The organism is Hamadaea sp., from assembly GCF_013362815.1.
GTDB lineage: Bacteria > Actinomycetota > Actinomycetes > Mycobacteriales > Micromonosporaceae > Hamadaea.
The window spans coordinates 17,833-39,756 of the sequence record NZ_JABFVK010000108.1 but is presented as its reverse complement, the minus strand read 5'-3'; the positions used below and the strand labels follow the sequence as shown (position 1 = coordinate 39,756).

General features: G+C 68.6%; 20 protein-coding genes and 1 tRNA gene. 11 read left to right on the top strand and 10 right to left on the bottom strand.

What is annotated here, in order from left to right; translation table 11 throughout:
- Positions 1-159 precede the first annotated feature (159 nt).
- Entirely contained in the window at positions 160-816 is a 657-nt protein-coding gene (locus HOV77_RS33460; RefSeq protein WP_290869986.1) for an MOSC domain-containing protein, read from the bottom strand.
- Positions 817-842: 26 nt separating this feature from the next.
- Between HOV77_RS33460 and HOV77_RS33455 the strand changes: the two genes are divergently transcribed.
- The 6 genes from HOV77_RS33455 to HOV77_RS33430 all read left to right on the top strand — a co-directional run bounded on the left by HOV77_RS33455 (position 843) and on the right by HOV77_RS33430 (position 3,967).
- On the top strand, positions 843-1,373 hold the full coding sequence (locus HOV77_RS33455) for a hypothetical protein (RefSeq protein ID WP_290869983.1): 531 nt from the start codon (positions 843-845) through the stop codon (positions 1,371-1,373).
- Positions 1,354-1,992, top strand: a complete 639-nt coding sequence (locus tag HOV77_RS33450) for a class F sortase (protein ID WP_290869981.1) — start codon at positions 1,354-1,356, stop codon at positions 1,990-1,992. The genes HOV77_RS33455 and HOV77_RS33450 overlap by 20 nt, the downstream gene beginning before the upstream one ends.
- A 9-nt stretch (positions 1,993-2,001) precedes the next feature.
- Complete coding sequence (locus tag HOV77_RS33445; protein ID WP_290869978.1) at positions 2,002-2,811, top strand: PhzF family phenazine biosynthesis protein; 810 nt, start codon at positions 2,002-2,004, stop codon at positions 2,809-2,811.
- Positions 2,808-3,308, top strand: coding sequence for a GNAT family N-acetyltransferase (locus HOV77_RS33440; RefSeq protein WP_290869976.1), 501 nt, complete (start codon positions 2,808-2,810; stop codon positions 3,306-3,308). Before HOV77_RS33445 ends, HOV77_RS33440 begins: the two co-directional genes overlap by 4 nt.
- A gap of 60 nt (positions 3,309-3,368) precedes the next feature.
- Positions 3,369-3,635 (top strand): DUF4235 domain-containing protein, encoded by a 267-nt coding sequence (locus HOV77_RS33435; protein ID WP_290869974.1) that lies wholly within the window; start codon positions 3,369-3,371, stop codon positions 3,633-3,635.
- 80 nt (positions 3,636-3,715) lie between these two features.
- Positions 3,716-3,967 carry a hypothetical protein gene (locus HOV77_RS33430; RefSeq protein WP_290869973.1) on the top strand — a complete coding sequence of 84 codons (252 nt, stop codon included), beginning with the start codon at positions 3,716-3,718 and terminating at the stop codon, positions 3,965-3,967.
- Here HOV77_RS33430 and HOV77_RS33425 read toward each other — a convergent pair.
- The 3 genes from HOV77_RS33425 to HOV77_RS33415 all read right to left on the bottom strand — a co-directional run bounded on the left by HOV77_RS33425 (position 3,964) and on the right by HOV77_RS33415 (position 7,912).
- Positions 3,964-5,550, bottom strand: coding sequence for a DUF4139 domain-containing protein (locus HOV77_RS33425; protein ID WP_290869970.1), 1,587 nt, complete (start codon positions 5,548-5,550; stop codon positions 3,964-3,966). The two genes, HOV77_RS33430 and HOV77_RS33425, sit on opposite strands and share 4 nt — an antisense overlap.
- Before the next feature lie 30 nt (positions 5,551-5,580).
- Positions 5,581-6,438, bottom strand: coding sequence for a metallophosphoesterase (locus HOV77_RS33420; protein ID WP_290869967.1), 858 nt, complete (start codon positions 6,436-6,438; stop codon positions 5,581-5,583).
- A 73-nt stretch (positions 6,439-6,511) separates the two neighbouring features.
- A complete protein-coding gene (locus tag HOV77_RS33415; protein ID WP_290869964.1) occupies positions 6,512-7,912 on the bottom strand; it encodes an MDR family MFS transporter in 1,401 nt (466 codons plus the stop codon).
- Positions 7,913-7,977: 65 nt separating this feature from the next.
- On the opposite strand from HOV77_RS33415, the gene HOV77_RS33410 reads away from it, so the two are divergent.
- The 4 genes from HOV77_RS33410 to HOV77_RS33395 all read left to right on the top strand — a co-directional run bounded on the left by HOV77_RS33410 (position 7,978) and on the right by HOV77_RS33395 (position 11,597).
- Positions 7,978-10,281 (top strand): thiamine pyrophosphate-dependent enzyme, encoded by a 2,304-nt coding sequence (locus tag HOV77_RS33410; RefSeq protein ID WP_290870009.1) that lies wholly within the window; start codon positions 7,978-7,980, stop codon positions 10,279-10,281.
- 130 nt (positions 10,282-10,411) lie between these two features.
- Positions 10,412-10,849, top strand: a complete 438-nt coding sequence (locus HOV77_RS33405) for a DUF3052 domain-containing protein (protein WP_290869961.1) — start codon at positions 10,412-10,414, stop codon at positions 10,847-10,849.
- Between the two features lie 39 nt (positions 10,850-10,888).
- Positions 10,889-11,350, top strand: coding sequence for a peroxiredoxin (locus HOV77_RS33400; RefSeq protein WP_290869958.1), 462 nt, complete (start codon positions 10,889-10,891; stop codon positions 11,348-11,350).
- A 175-nt stretch (positions 11,351-11,525) separates the two neighbouring features.
- Positions 11,526-11,597, top strand: a tRNA-Val gene (locus HOV77_RS33395).
- A gap of 77 nt (positions 11,598-11,674) precedes the next feature.
- Here the strand turns inward: HOV77_RS33395 and HOV77_RS33390 are convergent.
- From HOV77_RS33390 to HOV77_RS33375, 4 genes are all read right to left on the bottom strand, one after another.
- The gene (locus HOV77_RS33390; protein WP_290869955.1) at positions 11,675-12,157 is read right to left on the bottom strand and encodes a VOC family protein; all 483 of its coding nucleotides are present in this window, start codon (positions 12,155-12,157) and stop codon (positions 11,675-11,677) included.
- Positions 12,158-12,250: 93 nt separating this feature from the next.
- A complete protein-coding gene (locus tag HOV77_RS33385) occupies positions 12,251-12,679 on the bottom strand; it encodes an OsmC family protein (protein WP_290869952.1) in 429 nt (142 codons plus the stop codon).
- 10 nt (positions 12,680-12,689) lie between these two features.
- Positions 12,690-13,352: a GNAT family N-acetyltransferase gene (locus HOV77_RS33380; protein WP_290869949.1), complete on the bottom strand. Its 663-nt coding sequence runs from the start codon at positions 13,350-13,352 to the stop codon at positions 12,690-12,692.
- 29 nt (positions 13,353-13,381) lie between these two features.
- A complete protein-coding gene (locus HOV77_RS33375) occupies positions 13,382-16,303 on the bottom strand; it encodes a YbhB/YbcL family Raf kinase inhibitor-like protein (protein ID WP_290869946.1) in 2,922 nt (973 codons plus the stop codon).
- A gap of 299 nt (positions 16,304-16,602) precedes the next feature.
- Between HOV77_RS33375 and HOV77_RS33370 the strand changes: the two genes are divergently transcribed.
- Complete coding sequence (locus HOV77_RS33370) at positions 16,603-20,841, top strand: discoidin domain-containing protein (RefSeq protein ID WP_290870006.1); 4,239 nt, start codon at positions 16,603-16,605, stop codon at positions 20,839-20,841.
- Positions 20,842-20,862: 21 nt separating this feature from the next.
- Here HOV77_RS33370 and HOV77_RS33365 read toward each other — a convergent pair whose 3' ends face one another.
- Entirely contained in the window at positions 20,863-21,336 is a 474-nt protein-coding gene (locus HOV77_RS33365) for a YbaK/EbsC family protein (RefSeq protein WP_290869943.1), read from the bottom strand.
- Positions 21,333-21,920: a TetR/AcrR family transcriptional regulator gene (locus HOV77_RS33360; protein WP_290869940.1), complete on the bottom strand. Its 588-nt coding sequence runs from the start codon at positions 21,918-21,920 to the stop codon at positions 21,333-21,335. Before HOV77_RS33360 ends, HOV77_RS33365 begins: the two co-directional genes overlap by 4 nt.
- Positions 21,921-21,924: the final 4 nt, after the last annotated feature.

Here is a 21,924-nt window from a genome sequence, read left to right as displayed (position 1 = left end):
ACTGGAAAACCCCAGCCGAGGCCCTCAACGACCTACTCTTGAACCCCTACCCGAAACCCGGTGTTGCAACGACCCCTTGAACCCGAGCGCGCGGGAGGCCGCGCTATCCGGCATAACGCGGCCTCGCGGCGGAAATGAGTGGCCTCGAACCGAAAATGATCAGCCCGTGAGCCGTCGGCGAGCCTTGTCCCGGAACCCCTCGGTGACTCCGTCGGCGGTCAGCAGCCGGGTCAGCAACGCCGGTTCGAGGGTGACCGCGCGGAACGCCTCGCCCATCGTGACCCCGTCGTCGGGCCGGTGGACGACCTCGATCGGGTCACCGGCCCGGATCGTCCCAGGCGACAGGACGCGCAGGTACGCACCCGGCCGGGCCGTCCGCGTGAACGTCTTCACCCAGCCCTGCTCGGCCATCCAAGCGGCGAAGGTGCCACAGGGGATGCGGGGATCGGTGACCTCCAGCAGGAGTTCGTCGCCGACGCGCCAGCGCTCGCCCATGAGGGCGCCCGTCAGGTCGATCCCCGAAGTGGTCAGGTTCTCCCCGAAGCAGCCGCCCGGCAGCTCCCGGCCCAGTTCACCGGACCACCAGTCGAGGTCCTCCCGGGCGTACGCGTAAACCGCCTGGATGTCACCGCCGTGGTGGCGGCGGTCGCAGACGACGTCGCCGGTGAGCCCGCTGCCCAGCCCGGTGTCCCGAGGACCCGGGTCCTGTACGTACACCGGTTCGGCTACCGGCCGTTTGTCGATGCCGGTGACGCCGACCTCCGACGCCTCCGTCTCCCGCCGTACGCCCAGATTCACCGAGATCACATACGCCACCCCCAGATCCTAGCTAACCTGAAGTCATGCGCCGCTTGCTCGCAGTGGCCGCCAGTTCGCTGGTCACGGGGCTACTGATAGCGACACCCGCGTTCGCCGCGGCTGGCACCGCGTTTTCTGCGGCTGGTACAGCCACTGCGACCGTGACGGTTTCTCCGGAGACCGTCCGACCCGGTGGCACCACCACCGTCATCGCAGGTTGTGGCACTGACGCGACCGGCGCGACGCTCAGCGCGGAATCGATCGGCGGTTCGTCGCAGATCGGCATGAAGCGCGCACCCGACTCGTCCGGCCCCGGCGCGTACGCCGCCGAGGTCACCGTCCCCGACTCGACCCTGCCCGGCACCTACCAGCTCAAGGTGTGGTGCAGTACCGGGGAGGCCGGCACCGGAAACCTCGTCGTGGCGCCCAACGGCGCTCCGACCACAGGCGACGGTTCCACGGCTTCCGGCGGTACGCAGCGGGGTGTCGCCCTCGCCGGTGTCGTCCTGGCCGTGAGCGCCGCGGCCGGTCTGGTGCTGACAAGGCGGCGAGGAGATGCGCGTCAAGCTCCCTAAATTCCTGGGAAGACTCGGGAAGATCAGGATTCCCGAGCCCATCCTGATCACGGCCGGCATCGCCGGAATCGTGCTGCTCGGCTGGGCCACCTTGGGACCCGAACCACCGGTGTCGGTGACACACGGCCTGATCGGCGGCGTCCAGGGCGCAGACGGCGGACTCGACCGCTCCGAGCCGGTCAAGCTCGCCATCCCGGCCATCTCGGTGGACGCCGACGTGACCCCGGTCGGGGTCGACGACGCCGGCGAAGTCCAGGTCCCGCCGCTCTCCGCGCCCATGGTCGTCGGCTGGTACAACCACGGGCCCGCTCCCGGCGAGGTGGGCGCGGCAGTCCTGCTCGGCCACGTCGACGCCGCCCCGGCCGGTCCCGCCGTCTTCTACGACCTCGGCCGGCTGCCCGTCGGCGCAGAAGTCACCGTCGACCGGGCCGATCGGCGTACCGCCGTGTTCACCGTGGAGGCCGTCCGCGCATACCATAAGGACGCCTTCCCGAGCGGCGACATCTATGGCCTGGCCCGGCGCGCGGAGCTGAGGTTGGTGACCTGTGGCGGGCCGTTCGCGGGCGGCGAGTATCAAGACAACGTGGTGGTCTTCGCCGTCCTGACCGCGGTCCGATAACTTCGCTTCATGCGGATCAGGATCATCGACGCCTTCACCGAGAAGGCGTTCCGGGGCAACCAGGCGGGCGTGTGTGTGCTGCCCGTCGGCGACTGGCCGGACGAAGGCTGGATGCAGCGGGTCGCGGCCGAGCTGAACTGCGCGGAGACGGCCTTCACCCGGCCGCTCGGCGAGCAGTGGGGACTGCGCTGGTTCACCCCGGCCACCGAGGTCGCGATGTGCGGGCACGCCACGCTGGCGACCGCACACGCGCTCCACCAGGACGGCCTGGCCGACGAGGCGCAATTCGACACGCTGAGCGGTTCACTTCTGACGAGCGTAAGCGGGGACGGCCTGATCACCATGGACTTCCCGGCCAGTCCCACGACCGTCACCGAACCGCCACCGTCGCTTGTAGACTCGCTTGGCGTCGCGCCGCTTGGCGTCTACCACACCGGCGACCTCGGCGACCTGCTGGTCGAGCTGCCATCCGCCCTCACCGTCCGCGAACTGCGCCCGAATCTCGCCGGCCTCGCCGAGCTCGGCGCCCGCTGCGTCATCGTCACCGCCCCGGCCGAACCCGGCTCCGGCCAGGACTTCGTCTCGCGCGTCTTCTGCCCCGGCGTGGGCATCCCGGAAGATCCGGTCACCGGCAGCGCGCATACCGCACTCGGGCCGTTCTGGGGCGCGCGATTCGGCGCGACCTCGCTGGTCGGCCTCCAAGCCTCGCCACGCTCCGGCCAGGTCCGCGTCGAGCTCCGCGGTTCGCGCGTGATTCTTCAGGGGTACGCCGTAACGGTGCTGGACGGAGTCCTGACAGAGCAGGCGGTGAACCCGTGATCCGCCCGGCAAACCCAGCCGACGTCCCGGCGATCCACGCGATGATCGCCGAGTTGGCTCTCTTTGAGAAGGCTCCTGCGGAAGCCGTCGCCACTGTCGCTCAGCTTTCCGCCGCTCTGTTCGGTCCTTCGCCGGCCGTGTACGCGCACGTCGCAGTTTCTCCCGCCGGTGACGTCGTCGGCTACGCGATCTGGTTCCTGAACTTCTCCACGTGGCGCGGCGTGCACGGCATCTACCTCGAAGACCTCTACGTACGCCCAACCGCCCGCGGCGGCGGCTACGGCAAGGCGCTGCTCCGCGAGCTCGCGCGCCTCTGCGTCGAGCGCGGGTACGCCCGCCTCGAATGGTGGGTGCTCGACTGGAACCCCGCTCGTTCCTTCTACGAGTCGCTCGGCGCTACTGCGTTGACCGAGTGGGTGCCCTATCGGGTGACGGGTGACGCGTTGGCGGCGCTCGCGTCGTCCTCGCCCTCCTCGGTGGGCGACCAGTCGATCTAGGCGAGAAATGGCTGCCCCGGCGACCGTTTCTCGCCTAGATCAACAGGGAAGGAGGAGTACATGAACGCGAACAAGATCATGTACAAGCCGGTGGGCCTGATCGGCGGTGCGCTGGCGGGCGTACTCGCCGGTATTGCGTTCAAGCAGGTCTGGAAACTGGCCTCCGGCGAACCGGACGCGCCGCGGGCGACCGACGAACGCAGTGAATGGCCGGAGATCCTGATCGCGGCCGCGCTTCAGGGCGCGATTTTCGCCGTCGTCAAGGCGGCCGTCGACCGGGGTGGCGCGCAGAGCTTCCGGGCGGTCACCGGCAAGTGGCCCGGCTGAGCGCCTCGAAGTCCCGGGCGGAACGCAATAGCACAATCGTCCGATATACGCCGGGTGAGCGCACCGTTACCTTCGTGTCCATGAAGGAGGGTGCGGTCGTCTTCGTCGCGTTGGGTCTCGGCCTCGGTCTGCTGATGGGTGCTCGCTGGGTGCGTATGGGCGCGGCGAAGAACACCTGGAAGGGGGCCAAGGGTGGCGTGCCGAAGGCGAAGGCCGCCCGGAAAGCGGCCTTCGGGCTCTACATCTCCCACTCGCGGCAGGCGTTCATCATGCTGCTCGTGATCGTCGCCGTCTTCTTCGTGTTGATGAAGATCGCGCAGAGCGGCAACTAGTCCCGCCAGCCGGCGATCTCGACACCCTTCGCTGCCTCGACCCGTACGCCGAGCCGGATCTTCGCCGCTCCCTGGGCAGCCAGGGCCAGTTTCCAGGTGAGGACGCCCAGTTCGGAGCGCTCGGCCGGAGCGGGTTCGGCGATCGTGTCCTTCACTGTGATCGCGCCGTCCCGGGAGATGGGGACCTGGTCGAGGACGGTGACCGTGATCGGGCGGTCGGTGTGGTTGGCCACCCGGATCTCGTACTCCGTCTCGGTCCGTCGGCTGCTGCCCAGGGTGGCCTTCGAGGCGCTGCGCTTGGTGAGCTCCCGCTCCACGCGTACGCGGTCGTCGACGCCCAGGGCGAGTTCGCGCTCCTCCTCCGGGGCCCACGGTTCCAGAGAAGTCGCGCCGACGAAGTCCCCGTCGTGGAACAGCGAGGCCCGGCCGGGTGGCAGCGTATGCGTCGTCGAGTTGACGACGGTCGCGCGGAGCACTGCTTCCTCCGCCGTCACCGGGGCGGTCACGTAGTCGAGGCGGGCCTGCATCTCGAAGGTGCCGATGACGGTCCGGTGGCCGGTTCCGTCGGCGGGCACTGCGATCGGCCTTTGTGGACGGTAGGTGGCCGCGACCGGACCCTGCTCGACCGAGGCGTACGCCTCCATCATGGGCGGAGCTGCTGCCCGCTTGGCCATCACCTGCGCCGCCGGAGCGGCGGCCGGGGAACGCGGCATGGCGGCGCCCACTGCCATGTCGCTCATTTCGGCGGCCATGGCGTAGGCACCGGGGGCCGCCACCGGCCGAGGCCGCAGGACGTCGACGTACCAGGGATCAAGCTCGGGCACCGCGAGCGCACCAGCCGGTCGGGCGGTCGACAGGCGCAGGTCGCACTCCGGCCAGTCCTCGCCGGTCTGCTGGGTGACCAGGGCGTACCAGCTCAGGTCGAGCCGTTCGCCGGTCAGCCGCAGGTCGAAGCTGCTGGTCCAACTCGCGCCGTGCACGACGTAGCTCAGGTCGAGGTCGGCTTCGCCTTCCTCGTCGGCGGTCAGCGTGACGACGGCCAGCAGGCGGTCGGGCTGACGGCGGCCGCGTAGATCGCTCAGCCGGCGCTCCACGGCCGCCCGGCGCTTGAGCAGATCCTCGCGCTGCCGCTCGCGCTCGCGCCGCGCCTTCAGGACCTCGGTGTGCTGCGCGTCCAGCCCGTCCGCGAAGGTGCCCACGCGCTCCATCTCCGCGGTGGACAACGCGCTGGCCGTACGCATCGCCAGCCGCTCGAGGAAGGCGACCCGCGCGGTGGCGACCTGATCGGCGTCGGCGAGCGCCGCGATCTGCCCGTCGATCTCCCGCATCTGGTCGGTCAACGCCGTGACGAGTTCGTCGTCGGGTTCGGCGGCCCGCCGGGTGACGAGGTCGACCCCGAGAACGGTCGCCGGGCCGCGTCCGGTCACCCGGATCGAGTCCCGGAGCAGTCCGAGCGGCAGCGGCCCGATCGAGACCTGCTGCTCACCGGTACGCAGGGCGGTGGAGCCCGACCGGGTGATCCGGGCCTGGTCGGGGAAGACGGTGACGGCGGTGATCGGGGCGGCGATCTCGACGGCGCTCATCCCGTGCACTGTAGCCGCCCGGGCAAGCCGTCAGTGGCAGGTTCCGGTGCCGGAGTCGGTGAACGTCTTGCCGGCCACCGGCACGAACTCGAAGGCGTACGCGTCGGAACGCAGGGTCAGCTTCAGTACGCCGTAGGTGTCGTCGTTCTGCACGAGCGAGTGCGGGCGTACGCGGCCGAAGCCGTAGTGCGAAGCGCCGCCGGTGCCCACCACGATCGGCAGCACACCCCGGTCGAGGTCGACGTTCCCGTCCCCGTCCAGCGGCTGGAACCGCTCGTAGTTGTGGTTGTGGCCGCTCAGGTTCAGCTCGACGCCGTGTGCGTACAGGGTCTCGAAGAACGGGCGCATCCACTTGGCGGGATGGTGGTCCAGTCCCGAGGTGTAGAGCGGGTGGTGCCACATCGAGACGGTGCACTTCGCCTTGCTCGCGGTGAGATCGGCGTCCAGCCAGCGCAGCTGGGCGTCGCAGTCGACCTGGTCGCAGTTGGAGTTGACCACGACGACGTGCCAGCTGCCGAGGTCGTAGGAGTAGTAGCCGAGGTCGGGATCGCCCGCGCTCGCGCCGAAGTACGCGAAGTACGGCCACGCGCCGTCGGTGCGGTAGTCGTGGTTGCCGACGGTCGGCCGGGTCCGGTCGCGATGGCGGCCCCAGGTCGGGTCGTAGCAGCGGTCGAAGTTGCGCGCGCTGCCGTCCGGGTAGACGTTGTCGCCCAGGGTGAACACCGTGCCCGGGATGGCGTCCAGGAGTTTCGCCGTACGCACGGAGCCGCTCCCGCAGGCGGCGATGTCACCCGCGCCGACGAGGACGGGGTCGGCCGATTCCGCCTGAGCCGGCGTGGCGAGGCCGATGAGCAGCCAGGTGCAGGCGAGCAGGCTCAAGCGCTTCACGGAGTTCATCCTGCCGCCAATTCCGGCATATCACCAGAATCAGGACGTCCGTGTCGCACGGAGAGGTGGAGCGCTACTGAGCGGCGACCGGCGTACGCGGCATCGCCACCACCGCAGCGCCCATGAGGATCGCGATCACGGCGACCGAGATGAAGACGTGGCTGGACGCGCGGGCGAGATCCGGCAGCGCGAAGTTGGCGATCGCGCCGAACAACGCAACACCGACCGCGCCGCCGACCGAGCGGGAGAACATGTTGGCGGCGGTCACCACCCCGCGCTCCGACCAGCCGACGGTCGCCTGCGCGGCGATGAGCGTCGGGGCGGCCGTCCAGCCCATGCCGAGGCCGACGACGAAGCAGACCGCCCCCACGACCCACACCGGGGTATGCGTACCGAGAAAGGTGGTCAGCAGGCACCCGGCGATCGCCACCGAACTGCCGATGATCGCCGTCGTGCGGAACCCGAACCGCATGTACGCCCGCCCGGACTGCGACGCGGCGAGCGGCCAGCCGAGGGTGAACGTGGCCAGCGCGAAGCCCGCGACGAGCGGCCCTGTCCCGAGCACGCCCTGCACGTAGGCGGGCACGTAGGAGGTCAGTCCGAAGAGGACCATGCCGACTCCGGCCGAGACGAGACTGCCGGTCAGGAGAATCCGCCGCCGGAACACCCACAGCGGCACCACCGGTTCGGCCGCCCGGCGTTCGACCAGCACGAACGCGATGAGCAGCGCCAACCCGGCCGCTGGTACGCCGATCCCGGCCCAGGACGTCCAGGACCAGGCCTCGCCGCCTTCGAGCAGGCCGAGAATCAGCAGCGTGACGCCGGTGGTGAGGAGGACTGCGCCCCGATAGTCGAGGACGGGCTTGCGGCGTACCACGTCTTCGCGGAGGTTGCGCATGAGCATGAAGGCGGCGAGCAGGCACAGCGGGATGTTGATGAAGAAGATCCACCGCCAGGTGGCGAACTGGGAGAAGACGCCGCCGAGGGTCGGCCCGACCACCGAGGAAACGGCCCACACGCTGGCGATGTAGCCCTGGACCTTGCCGCGCTCGGCGGTCGTGTAGACGTCGCCGACGATCGTCATGCTCATCGGCTGGATCGCGCCGGCGCCCAGACCCTGCACGGCGCGGAAGACGATCAACGCGAGCATGGACCAGGCGAAGCCGCAGAGGATCGAGCCGGCCAGGAAGAACCCGATGCCGAGCAGCATCATGGGCTTGCGGCCGAACAGGTCGGCGAGCTTGCCGTAGATGGGCACGGTGACGGCCTGCGCGAGCAGGTAGACCGAGAACAGCCAGGGGAATTGGTGGAACCCGCCGAGGCTCTCGACGACCGAGGGCACGGCGGTGGCGATGACGGTGGAGTCGATCGCCACCAGGCCGATGGACAGCATCAGGGAGATGAGCAGCGGGCCGCGGTCCGATCGGAAGCCGACGTCGGCTCGGGTAATGGGCGCTTGGTCGGTCTGCTCCATACTCCGCACCTTGAGATCCTATGCCCGGACCGGTCGGTGACTGGCTGATGTCGCATCGGTGCGCGATGCTGGCGAACGTGACGACTCCTCAAGATCTCGACGAGCGGTTCCGGAAGACGGTCGCGACCCTGCCCGTTCCGGCGGAGCCCACGGCCGGCTGGGGCGACCTGGCGCCGGATCGGGCGCTGCGGCTGTTCGACGCGCAGATGACCAGCCGGCACCTGGATCTGGCCGCCCGCTGGCTGCGGGGATTCGGCGAGGGGTACTACACGATCGGATCGTCCGGCCACGAGGGCAACGCCGCGGTCGCCGAGGCGCTGCGCTACAGCGACCCGGCGCTGCTGCACTACCGGTCCGGCGCGTTCTACTGCGTACGCGCGGGGCAGCCGGAGGATTCCGGCGTCGACCCAGTCCGGGACGTTCTGCGGGGGATCGTCGCCTCTTCGGCCGAACCCATCGCGGGCGGGCGGCACAAGGTGTTCGGCAACCGCGGGCTCAACGTCGTCCCGACAACTTCCACGATCGCGTCGCATCTGCCGAGAGCGGTCGGCATCGGGTACGCGATCGAGCGCGCCCGCGCTGCGTCGGCCACTCAGCGGAAGAAGACCGCTGCGGCTCGCGTACCAGTCGGATCATCGGAGCTGGAACCGCACGTGGCGGGCAGTCTCGGCGCCTGGCCGACCGACGCGGTGGTGGTGTGTTCGTTCGGCGACGCGTCGGTGAACCACGCGTCGGCGCAGACCGCGTTCAACGCGGCCGGCTGGTGTGACCACAGTGGCCTGAAGCTGCCGGTGCTGTTCGTCTGCGAGGACAACGGGATCGGGATCAGCGTGAAGTCGCCGCTGGGCTGGGTCGAGGCGAGCCTGCGGTCGAAGCCGGGCCTGCGGTACTCCCAAGCCGACGGCACCGACCTGGCCGAGGCCTACGCTGCGGCGCGCGAGGCGGCCGACTGGGTACGCCGCCACCGGCGACCGGCGTTGCTCCACCTGCGCACGGTACGCCTCATGGGCCACGCGGGCGCGGACGCGGAGCTCGGCTATCGGACGGCGCGCGAGATCGAGGCGGACGCCGACCGCGATCCGTTGCTGCTGACCGCGGCCCGATTGGTGGCCTCGGGCCTGGCCACCCCGGAGGAGCTGCTGGCCCGCTACGACGAGATCGGCTGGCAGGTACGCAAAACGGCCGAGGAGGTCATGGTCGAGCCGAAGCTGGGGACGGCGGCCGAGGTGAGCGCGCCGCTGGCTCCGCGCCGGCCGTTGCGAGTGGCGCGGGTGGTGTCCGAGTCCGGCGAGCGCGCGGCGGGGCCGCTGTCGGTCAAACGCGGGCCCGGACCGAACGGCCCGGTGACGCTGGCCCAGGCCATCAATGCGACGCTCGCGGACGCCCTGGTCACCAACCCCTCGGTCGTCCTGTTCGGCGAGGACGTGGCGGCCAAGGGCGGCGTCTACGGGGTCACCAAGGGCCTGCGCGAGAAGTTCGGCCCGAGTCGGGTTTTCGACACGCTCCTCGACGAGACCACCATCCTCGGGCTCGCCAACGGCGCGGGGCTCGGCGGCCTGCTGCCCGTTCCCGAGATCCAGTACCTGGCGTACCTGCACAACGCGGAGGACCAGCTGCGCGGCGAGGCAGCGAGCATGTCGTTCTTCTCGACCGGTCGCTATCGCAATCCGATGGTCGTCCGCATCGCCGGGCTCGCGTACCAGGAGGGGTTCGGCGGGCACTTCCACAACGACAACTCACTGGCTGTCCTGCGCGACATCCCGGGCCTGGTCGTGGCCTGCCCGGCTCGCGCCGACGACGCCGCCGCGATGCTGCGTACCTGCCTCGCTGCTGCGCAGGCGGACGGCACGGTCAGCGCCTTCGTCGAGCCCATCGCGCTCTATCACACGCGCGATCTCTACGAGTCCGGTGACGGTCAGTGGCTCGCCGACTACCCGCCGCCCAACCGCTGGGGCGCGACGCACGTTCCGATCGGCCGCGCCCGGACCTACGGGGTCGGCGACGCCGACGCGCTCACGATCATCACGTTCGGCAACGGCCTGCGCATGTCGCTGCGGGTCGCGGCCCAGCTCGCGGCCCAGGGGGTGGGCACGCGGGTGGTCGACCTGCGCTGGTTGTCGCCTCTTCCCGAAGCAGATGTGGTACGCGAAGCGGCGGCGACCGGCCGAGTCCTGATCGTCGACGAGACCCGTCGTTCGGGGGGCGTGGCGGAGGGCGTCCTCGCTGCCCTGGTCGACGCCGGATACGTCGGCGCAGTACGCCGGGTGGCCGCCGCCGACACCTACATCCCGCTCGGACCGGCCGCGAAGACCGTCCTGGTGAACGAAGACATGATCATGTCAGCCGCGCGTAGCCTGCTCGCCGTGTGAGTTTGTCCCCGCCCCGATCGGTGCGCCACTTGCGCAAGGAGCTAGAACTGTGTGAACTACCCGTTGACCGGTGCATTGCCGGTCGGCCCGTCAGAATGGACAGGCGAAGTCGAAAGGGAGGCACTCTAACGTGAGCGCGACCGCTGGTCAGGCCGCTGATGGCGTACGCAGCCTGGCGGACCGGTTCGGTGTGGAGCCGGACATGGTGGTCATGGAGATGGGTTACGACGAAGACGTCGACCACGATCTCCGTGACGCGCTGATTGACCGCTGCGGGGAGCTGGTCGACGAGGACACCGACGAGGTGGTCGACGCGGTGCTGCTGTGGTACCGCGACGGCGACGGGGATCTGGTCGACCTGCTGGTCGACGCCCTGACTCCGCTGGCCGACAACGGGGTGGTCTGGTTGCTGACCCCGAAGGCCGGCCGAGACGGTCACGTCGAACCCAGTGACATCAGTGAGTCCGCGCCGACCGCCGGACTCGCCCAGACCACGACGCTGAGCGCCGGCAAGGACTGGGGCGCGGCCCGTCTCGTCGCGCCGAAGGCGGCGCGCTCGAAGCGTTAGGTCTTCCGTGTGGGTTTCCCTGCCTTGTGAGGAGTTGCCATGGCGGGTCCGCTGGACGTGGGCTCGGTAGCGCCCGATTTCATCCTGAAAGACCAGAATAACGAGGAAGTGCAGTTGTCCACGTTCCGTGGGCACCGCACCGTTCTGCTGGTCTTCTACCCGCTCGCCTTCAGCGGCCACTGCCAAGGCGAACTCGGCGCGCTCCGGGATCGCCTCGACGACTTCACCGAACTCGCCGAGGTGCTGACGGTGAGCGTCGACTCGGCGTACGCCCACAAAGTCTGGGCCACCGAGCAAGGCTACGAATTCCCGCTGCTGGCCGACTTCTGGCCACACGGTGCGGTGGCCCAGGCGTACGGGGTGTTCAACTCCGCCAAGGGGTACGCCGACCGCGGCACCTTCGTGGTCGACATCGACGGCATCATCCGGTACGCCGCCGTCAACGAACCCGGTACGCCTCGCGACCCTGAGGAGTGGCTCAAGGCGCTCGCTGCGCTTTAGCGCTCGGCGGACGAACGTTGATCCACATCCCGGTTCGTGTCAAATTCGGGCTCCCCAGCGACACGGATCGGGATGTGAATCAACGCAACCCGCCCGCCCGTGCGAACGGCGTTCGCGCAAGATCACGCCGATCGGTTAGACTTCCCAGGTTCCTCGGGCGAGCGCGCCTGCGGACGGGCGCGTAGCTCAGCGGAAGAGCATCCGCCTTACAAGCGGAGGGTCGCTGGTTCGAACCCAGCCGTGCCCACACATCTCACCTCGCCGGATTCCGTACACGCGTGTGGCGCCCGGCGTCAGCCGGGCGCCACACGCGTGAGCGGAGCGTCAGGACTTACCGTCGTACGCGTCCTGCAGCGCCTGAACATCGAGCTTCTGCATACCGAACATCGCCTGGGTGGCGCGCTGGGCTCCGGCCGGATCCGGGCCGTTGACCAGGCTCGCGAACTGCTGCGGAATGATCTGCCACGAGACGCCGAACTTGTCCTTGAGCCAGCCGCACTGGCTTTCCTCGCCGCCGTCGGCCGTCATGGCGTACCAGTAGTAGTCGACTTCCTTCTGGTCGGCGCAGTCCACGACGAACGAGACCGCTTCGGTGAACTTGAACTCGGGTCCGCCGTTGAGCGCCTGGTAGCGCTGGCCGGCGATCTCGAAGTTGACCACCATCGCGGTTCCGGCCGGCTTCGGCATACCTTCGCCGTAGCGGGAGACCTCCAGGATGCGCGAGTCGGGGAACAGGCCGACGTAGAACTCGGCTGCTTCCTCGGCGTCGTTGTCGAACCAGAGCATCGGAGTGATCTTCTGCGTCATCGTCTTCTCCTCTAGCGAGTTACGCGGTGAAGTGCGCTTACACCCATGCGTCGAACGAGTGCGGGCGGATACGACACCCGGCGAAGAAAATTTCTAGGAGATCGTCGTCGTGACCGGAGAGCCCAGCTCGACAGTGCGTGAGACCGTGCAGAGCCGGTCGTGCGACATCTGCACGAGGCGGGGCAGCATCTGCCGGGCGGCGTCGCCTTCGGGGCCTTCCGGGAAGCGTACGGAGAACTCCACGGCGAGGTTCGTCATCCGGTTGCCGCCCGTCTCGTCACGGATCTTGTCCCCAGTCCCGCGTACGCGAAACTCGACGGGCTCGCCGCGGCGGCTCACCACGAGGTCGACGTCGATCGCCGTGCACCCGGCGATGGCGGTGAGCAGCAGCTCGACCGGGGTGAAGTCGGGGTCGTCGCCACCGTGGCCGACGCTGATCTCGCCGCCCCGGACGTTGCGAGCGGTGTACTTGCCCAAGCTGGTGCGCTCGATCTCGATCGAGCGGAAGGTCTCTTCTGCCACGATCTCGACGCTACTTCACGCGGGCGGCGGCCACGGCCTCGTAGCGCATTCCCAGGCGGTGGTAGAGCGCGACGGCTGCGGTGTTCCAGCCGTCGACGATGAGGGCTACGGCTTCATGGTCGCGAAGCAGATCGTTGATGATGAGAGCGCAGGCGGCGGCCGCGTGCCCTCGTCCCCGGTACGCCGGATCGGTGGCGACTCCGGCGACGAACCCGATGCGCTCGGAGGACCAGGCGTCGGCTGCGACGGCGGCCAGCGTTCCCTCGGCCGACCGCGAACCCGCCCAACGGGCGACGCCCGGTACGCCGGGCTGCGCGTACGAGTCGGGAAAGTGGGCGTTGAGCAGACCGGAGACCTCGGAGAAAGACGAGGGCGCGAGCCAGCCGCCCCCAAAACGAGACACCGGGGTAGAGGTCCACATCCAGCCGAACTCGGTGATCAGCTCGAGCGAGGGGATCGCGTCCACCAGCGCTGCGATCAGCGAAGCGGTCCCGATCGGACGATAGGTGGGGCCCAACTCGGCCAGCGCTGTGCGTACCACTTGGGCCGCGTCGGCCGGGGGCCCGGAGACCGCGAGTCGATCGCGGCGCGAGAGGCCTGGAGCCGCCACCGCGCGGGCCTGGCCGTGGACGAAGGTACGGGCCCCGGGTCGCTCGGCCCACGCGGTGATCACGAGGCAAAGGTACCCGGGGCCCGAGCCGGTCAGGTGTGCGCTGCCGACGTCCCGGCGAGCTTGGTCGTGGCCAGGTCGTTGGCGAGGATCGCCGTCTCGACCGTGGCGACCGAGGAGGACGAGTCCACCCCGGGGAGGGTTGTCACGTTGAGGGCGTAGAGCCGGAACTCATAGGTGTGGCTGGTCCCGCCGGGACAAGGCCCGAAGTATTGCAGCGCCTTGTCGCCGGTGCTCATGCCCTTCTGCTTGGCGCCCGAGATCCCCGGGACGTTGAAGCCCAAGCCGAGCCCTTCGGGCAGGAAGGTACGCGTTGCCGGGATGTCCCAGATCACCCAGTGCTTGTTGCTGTTGGCCGTGTCGACCAGGATGATCGCGTAGCTCTTGGGGACGTTCGTCCCCGGTCCCCACGACATCGGTGGTGAGATGTCGTTGCCGGAGACCCCGTCCTGCTGGCACGTGTACTTCGTCGGTATCCCGCCGTTGTTCGCGAACGCTGTGCTCGTCAAGGTGAACGGCGGTGTCGCGAATTTCAGGCGCACGATGACGTTGTCGAGCGTGCTCGGCGTACCGCCGTCCTTGTCGTTGTTCGTGGACGTCAGCCACAGCCCGCCATCGGGTGTCTTGACGACGGTACGCAGCCGGCCCCAGGTGCCGTTGAAGAACGCCCGCGGCGTGTCCGTCGTGGACCCGGTGATGTGCATGACCCACAGTCGTCCACCTCGGACGGCCGCCATGTAGATCCAGTCGTTGACGATCTCGATGCCACTGGGCGACGCCGAGGCGACGTCCCAGGTGCGTACGGGATTGATCATGCCGCTGGTGCTGCACGTGCCTTCGCAGGTGGGCCAGCCGTAGTTGCCGCCCGCCTGGATCAGGTTCAGCTCGTCCCACGTGCTGTCGCCGAACTCCGATTCCCAGAGCCGCCCGGCCGAGTCCCAGGCCAGGCCCTGCGGGTTGCGGTGGCCGTAGCTGTAGACGCGGGTGCCGAACGGGTTGCCCGGTGCGGCCGCGCCGGTCGTGGTGACGCGCAGGATCTTGCCGTTGAGCGAGCTGAGGTTCTGCGCTTTGGTGCCGTCCTGGGCGTCGCCGGTGGTGATGTAGAGGTAGCCGTCCGGCCCGAACTTGATCCGGCCGCCGTTGTGGAAGCGGTTCTTCGCGATGCCGGTCACCAGCGGTTCCCGGGCGCCGATCGCACCGTTCTCGTACTTGAACCGCACGACCCGGTTGTCCGACGACGCGGTGTGCATGACGTAGACGTAGTGGTCGGTGGCGAAGGTGGGGGAGATGGCCAGCCCGAGCAGGCCGCCTTCACCGGTCGTCGTGACCGCTTCGGTGATCTTGCCGACGACCGTCCGCTGTCCGGCCGGCGTCACCAGCACGATCTCGAACCGGTCGCGCTCGGCGACCAGCGCGTTGCCGTCGGGCAGGAATCCGATGCCCCACGGCAGGTCCATCGCCGTGTTCACGTTGCGGTCGAAGACCGGGTCACCGCCCGTGCCTCCGGTGCCGCCCGCGGTGGTCGTGACCGACAGCCCCGCGCTCCGCGTCGACACGTTGCCGTTCGCGTCGAAGGCCTCGACCGAGAACACGTACGTCGTGCTCGGGGTCAGCGAATCGGCGGTCGCTGTCAGGTCCGGCACCGTCGCGAACTGCACGCCGTCTTTGAAGACGTGATAACCAGCGACGCCGATGTTGTCGGTCGACGCGGTCCAGGCCAGGCTCACGCTGGTCGCGGCGACATTAGTGGTACGCACACCGCTGGGCTGGCTCGGGGGAGTGGTGTCGTCGCTGGGCGGCGTGGTGATCGGCACGTTGTTGCTCGCCTGGGAGGCGTTGCCGACCGCGTCGTAGGCGAGCACCGTGATGACGTAGGTCGTGTTGGGGGTCAGGGTGAGCGTGGCGGTCGTGATGTTGCCGCCGACCACCTGGACGACGTTGCCGCCGTTGTAGATCTTGTACTGCGCGACGCCGACGTTGTCGGTCGACGCGTCCCAGGCCAGATCCACTCCGTACGGGCGTACTTCGCCGACGACACGCAGGTTCGCCGGCGCGGTTGGCGGCTGCGTGTCGGCGGGTGCGGTCACCCGGAGGCGGTCGAGGTTGGGCCCGCCGTTGACGGTCGTCGAGATCGCCTTGATCTTGTTGGTGCCGGCGGCCAGGCTGAGGCTGATCGTGCGATCGGCCCAGGTGTCCCAGTTCGTCGTGCTCGGGAAGCTGATGCCGGGGGCGGCGACGGTGCCGTTGACGCTGACGTCCATCGGGCGGTCGATGGTGGTCCCGTTGGAGTACCGCAACGTCACCGGATAGATCCCGGCCGACGGTACGCCGACCGTCCACTCCACAGACGAGCCGACGACGTTGTCGCCGTTGACGAAGCCGGTGCCGGTGTAGCCGGTGTGGTTGGCCTCTACGACGCCCTGCACGATGGCGGCGTCTTCGGCCTGGTAGTCGGTGAAGCTCGGCGGTGGGTCGAACTCCAGGTAATCGATGTTGGCGTCGCCGTTGGCGGTGGTGGCCGCCAGCTTGATCGTGTTGGACCCGGCGACGACGGGCACGCTGACGGTCTTGGTGACCCAGGTGGTCCAGGCGCCGGTGCCCGCGAAGGACACGGTGGACCCGGCCGCCGTCCCGTTGACGAGGACGTTCGCCGGCCGGTCCGTGGTGGTGCCGTTGGCGTACCGGATGGCCAGGGTGGCGGTGCCCGCGTTCGGGGAGGTCACCGTCCAGGTCACCGAGCCGCCGACGGCGTTGGTGGTGTTGCAGAACCCGGTCCCGGAGAAGCCGGTCCAGTTCGAGTCGATCGTGCCGTCGCAGACGGCGGGGGCGTCCTCCGCCTCGAAGCGGGTCGGGGCGGCCGAAGCCGTTCCCGCCGGGACCATCGTCACCAGTGCGGTGGCACCGAGTAGTCCGGCGGCCAGGGTGCTGCACACGCGCCGCGCTCTTCCGCGCATGCCTCCACTCCCTTCATTAGATAGGCAAACTTACTAACTTTTTGACTCCTGGATCAGAACGCATGGATACGAGGCATGTCAATAGGTCGCGGCGGAACCGTTGACGCGCCGGTAGCACGTCTGTAACGTTTGGACTCAACCAGTGCAAGATTCTTGCATTGGTCGGTTCAATTTCTCGCTCATCTCCGCAACTTCAGCAGCGTCCCGTGTGGAACACTGCTGCGCTCCCACCCCCATCACGGAGAGGTTCCCCAGTGAGGAAGAGTTCCCTGAGAGCCCGCCTGGCGGCGCTGACGGCGGTGGCCGTCGCGTTGTCCTGGGCCGGGCCGGTCACCCCGGCCGCGGCCGCGGGCGGTCCCAACCTGTCGTTGGGCAAGTCCGCCTCGGCGAGCAGCACCAATCAGACCTATGTGGCGGCCAATCTGAACGACGGCAACCAGGCGACCTATTGGGAGAGCGCGAACAACGCCTTCCCGCAGTGGGGCCAGATCGACCTCGGCACCGCGACCAGCGTCGACCAGATCAAGCTGAAGCTTCCGACGGGGTGGGGAGCGCGTACGCAGACGCTTTCGGTGCAGGGGAGCACCGACGGTTCGTCGTTCAGCACGATCGTCGCCTCCGCCGGGTACGCGTTCGACCCGGCGTCGGGCAACACGGTGACGATCAACTTCGGGGCGACGTCCACCCGCTACGTCCGGGTGAACATCACCGCGAACTCCGGCTGGTCCGCCGGTCAGCTGTCCGAGCTGGAGGTCTACGGCGTCGCGTCCAGCTCGTCGAACCTGGCGGCGGGCAAGACGATGACGGAGAGCAGCCACAATCAGACGTACGCCGCCGGCAACGCCAACGACGGGAACCAGTCGACGTACTGGGAGAGCGCGAACAGCGCCTTCCCGCAGTGGCTGCAGGTGGACCTCGGTTCGGCCGTCAGCGTCAACAAGGTCGTCCTGAAGCTGCCCTCCGCCTGGGAGGCGCGTACGCAGACGATCGAGGTGCAGTCGGGGACCGTTTCCGGCAGCCTGAGCAGCCTCGTCGCGGCGATGGCGTACGCCTTCACCCCGAGCGGCAACACGGTGACGATCAACTTCAACGCCACGACCGCCCGCTACCTGCGTCTCGTGGTCACGGCGAACAACGTGTGGCCGGCAGCGCAGATCGCGGAGTTCGAGGTCTACGGTCCGTCCACCGGGGACACCCAAGCGCCGACCGCTCCGTCGAACTTGGCGTACACCGAACCGGCCACCGGGCAGATCAAGCTGACCTGGTCGGCGTCGACGGACAACGTCGGAGTCACGGCGTACGACGTGTTCTTGAACGGCACACTGCTGACGAGCGTCAGTGGGACCACGCTCACCTACACGGACACCCAGCCGGCCGGCGCCACCGTCAGCTACTTCGTCCGGGCCCGGGACGCCGCCGGGAACCAGTCCGGCAACAGCAACACGGTTACGCGTACGGGGCAGAGCGGGGACACGACGCCGCCGAGCGCGCCGACGAATCTCGCGTACACCCAGCCGGCCTCCGGCCAGATCAAGCTGACCTGGTCGGCGTCGACCGACAACGTCGGGGTGACCGGGTACGACGTCTACCGGAACGGTTCGCTGGCGACGAGTGTCGGCGGCACCACGCTGACCTACACCGACAATCAGCCGGACACGGCGACCGTGACCTACTTCGTCAAGGCCAAGGACGCGGCGGGCAACCAGTCGCCGGAGAGCAACTCGGTGACCCGCACCGGCACCGGCTCCGGGTCCAACCTGGCGGCGGGCAAGCCGATCAGCGCCTCCAGCACGGTGTTCACGTTCGTCGCCGCCAACGCGAACGACAACGACGTCACCACGTACTGGGAGGGCGCCGGTGGGGCGTACCCGAGCACGCTGACCGTCCAGCTCGGCGCGAACGCCTCGGTCAGCTCGATCGTCGTGAAGCTGAACCCCGATTCGGCCTGGTCCACGCGTACGCAGACGTTCGAGGTGCTCGGCCGCGAGCAGAATGCGAGCGGGTTCAGCACGATCAAGGCGTCGGCGGCGTACACGTTCAACCCGTCGTCCGGTGCGAACACGGTGACGATCCCGGTCTCCGCGACCGTCGCCGACGTACAGCTCAAGTTCACGGCCAACACCGGCGCGCCGAACGGACAGGTGGCCGAGTTCCAGGTCATCGGCACTCCGGCGCCGAACCCGGACCTCACGGTCACCGGGGTCTCCTGGACTCCGGCGTCGCCGATCGAGACCGACGCGGTCACCTTGTCGGCGACGGTGAAGAACATCGGGACGGCGGCCTCCCCGGCGTCGAACGTGAACTTCTACCTCGGCACCACGAAGGTCGGCACGGCGACCGTCGGCGCGCTGGCGGTCAACGGGACGGCCACCGTGACCGCGAACATCGGGGCCAAGGACGCCGGCACGTACGCCGTCTCCGCCAAGGTGGACGAGGCCAACACGGTCGTCGAGCTGAATGACGCGAACAACTCGTTCTCGTCGTCGACCAACCTCGTCGTCGCCCCGGTCGCGACGTCGGACCTGTTGCCGGGAGCGGTCTCCTGGTCGCCGGGCAACCCGTCGGCCGGCAACACCGTGACCTTCTCGGTGTCGATCAAGAACCAGGGCAGCGTCGCCTCGGCGAGCGGGTCGCACGGCATCACGCTGACCGTCAAGGACGCGAGCGGCGCGACGATCACGACCAAGACCGGGGCGTACTCGGGCACGATCGCGGCCGGGGCCACCACCAGTCCGGTGAACCTAGGAACTTGGACGGCGGTGAACGGCAAGTACACCGTGACCACCACGATCGCGGTGGACGCCAACGAGCTGGCCGTCAAGCAGGGCAACAACACCAGCACGACGTCGTTCTTCGTCGGCCGGGGCGCGAACCTGCCCTACGACATGTACGAGGCCGAGGACGGGACGACCGGCGGTGGCGCGACGGTCATCGGCCCGAACCGGACCATCGGCGACCTCGCCGGTGAGGCGTCCGGCCGCAAGGCCGTGACCCTCGGGAGCACCGGATCCTACGTGCAGTGGACCACCAAGAACCCGACGAACACCCTGGTGACCCGGTTCTCGATGCCGGACTCCTCGGGTGGCGGCGGGCAGACGTCGTCGCTGAGCATCTACGTCGACGGGGTGTTCCACAAGTCGATCCCGCTGACCTCGCGTTACGCCTGGTTGTACGGGGCCGAGGCCGGACCGGGCAACTCGCCGGGCTCGGGCAGCCCGCGCCACATCTATGACGAGGCCAACATCATGTTGGACACGACGGTGGCGGCCGGGCACACGATCCGGCTTCAGAAGGACTCAGGCAACCCGCTGACCTACACGATCGACTTCGTGAACCTCGAGCAGGTCAGCGCATTGGCGAACCCCGACCCGGCCAAGTACGCCGTCCCGAACGGCTTCACCCACCAAGACGTGCAGAGCGCCTTGGACCGCGTACGCATGGACACCACCGGCACTCTCGTCGGCGTCTATCTGCCGGCCGGCACCTACGACACCGCGCAGAAGTTCCAGATCTACGGCAAGGCCGTCCAGGTCGTGGGCGCGGGCGTCTGGTACACGCGGTTCCAGACACCGCAAGGGCAGGAGAACACCGACGCCGGCTTCGCGGTGCAGAGCACGGCCAACGGCTCGTCCTTCAAGCACCTGGCGTTCTTCGGGAACTACACGTCACGGATCGACGGTCCGGGCAAGGTCTGGGGCGAGCTCAAGGACGTCTCGAACCTGACCATCGACGACGTCTGGGTGGAGCACACCGTCTGCATGTACTGGGGCGTCCACAACGACCATGTCACCATCAAGAACGCGCGCATCCGCGACACCTTCGCCGACGGCGTCAACTTCACCAGCGACAGCACCGGACTCTCGGTGAGCAACAGTGAGGGCCGGTCCAACGGGGACGACGCGTTCGCGCTCTTCTCCGCGATCGACGGCGGCGGCAGCGTCGGCAACCACGGCAACGTCTTCGAGAACCTCTCGGCGACGCTGACCTGGCGGGCGGCGGGTCTGGCCGTCTACGGCGGCTACGACAACATCTTCCGCAACCTCTACATCGCCGACATGCTGACCTACTCCGGCATCACGGTCAGCTCGCTCGACTTCGGCTACCCGTTCGTCGGGTTCGGCTCGTCGCCGCCCACTCAGTTCCAGAGCATCAGTCTGGTACGCGCGGGCGGGCACTTCTGGGGCGCACAGACGTTCGGGGCGATCTGGTGCTTCGCGGCGTCGAAGGAGTTCCGCGGCATCCGGTTCAGCGACGTCGACATCGTGGATCCGACCTACTCGGGGATCATGTTCCAGTCGAAGTACCCGGAGGCTCAGCCGATCACGGACACGACCTTCACCAACGTCTCCATCAGCGGCGCGCAGCGCAGCGGAGACGCGTACGACGCGAAGTCGGGCTTCGGGATCTGGGTGAACGAGATGCCGGAGTCCGGTCAGGGTCCGGCGGTCGGTTCGGCCACCTTCACGAACCTGACGTTCAGCAACAACTACCAGAACATCAAGAACACGACGACCACGTTCACCCTCACGATCAACTGAGTGACCCGCCGGGGCCTGTCGTCAGGCAGGCTCCGGCGATGGGTCGGTGATGTCGGCGTACGCGCCGTCGAGGGCTTCGACCGTCGCGTCGGCTCCCACGGCCACGGCGACGCCGTGCTCACCTGCGCCCAACGTGACGGTCCGCCCGCGCAGCCGTTCGTCGGCGATGACCGGCCAGGGTTTCACCGAGCCGAACGGGGTGATCGTCCCGCGTTCGTAGCCGGTGGCCTCCTTGGCGGTCGCCGCGTCCGGCATGGACAGCCGGCTGACCCCGAGCAACGCCCGCAACTTCGGCCAGGAGATCACTCGGTCGCCGGGAACCAAGGCGAACAGGTAGTCGTCGTCGCCACGGCGTACCACGATCGTCTTGACGACGTCCGGAATCTCGACACCGCGCGCGGCGGCCGCTTCCGCCAGGCTCCGAACGGGACCGTGCTGGATCACGCGATGTTCCAGACCTGCCGCGGTGAGCGCGTCGAGCGCGGGATTGTTCATGCTCCCAATTTAGCGAGGAAGTCGTCCGCCAGGCGGGTTTGCTGCTCGGCCGGGAAGCGGTCCGGATCGAACAGCACCTGGACGACCAGCCCGTGGGTGAAGGCGAGCGCGGTGGCGGCGACCTCGTCGGGATCGCCGGCGGGCAGCTCACCCTGCTTCTGGGCCACCACGATCGCCGCCCGGAACGCTGCCCGGATGCGTTCGTAGCGCTGAGTCTGCGCGGTGAACAAATCGGGGTCGGCCAGCGCGACGTCCCACGAGGACACCCAGATCCGGTTCATCGCCAGCCCGTCCGGAGTCAACGGCAGGATGTTCAAGATGTGGGTACGCAAGGCGGGCAGCCCCGGTGCAGGCGCTGCCAACCTGGTGCGCTGCGCTGTGCGTATCTCCAAGATGTCGAGAGCATGCGCCACGAGCTCGCGCTTGCCCCCGAAATAGTGGGTGACGAGCCCGGTCGACGCCCCCAGAGCCGCCGCCACCGCGCGGAGGGTGAGGCCGGGGAAGCCGTGTTCGGCGAGGACCTGCCAGACGGCGGCCGAGACGTCTTCGCGGCGGGCGTCATGATCGGCGCGGGCGGGGGGCATGGCC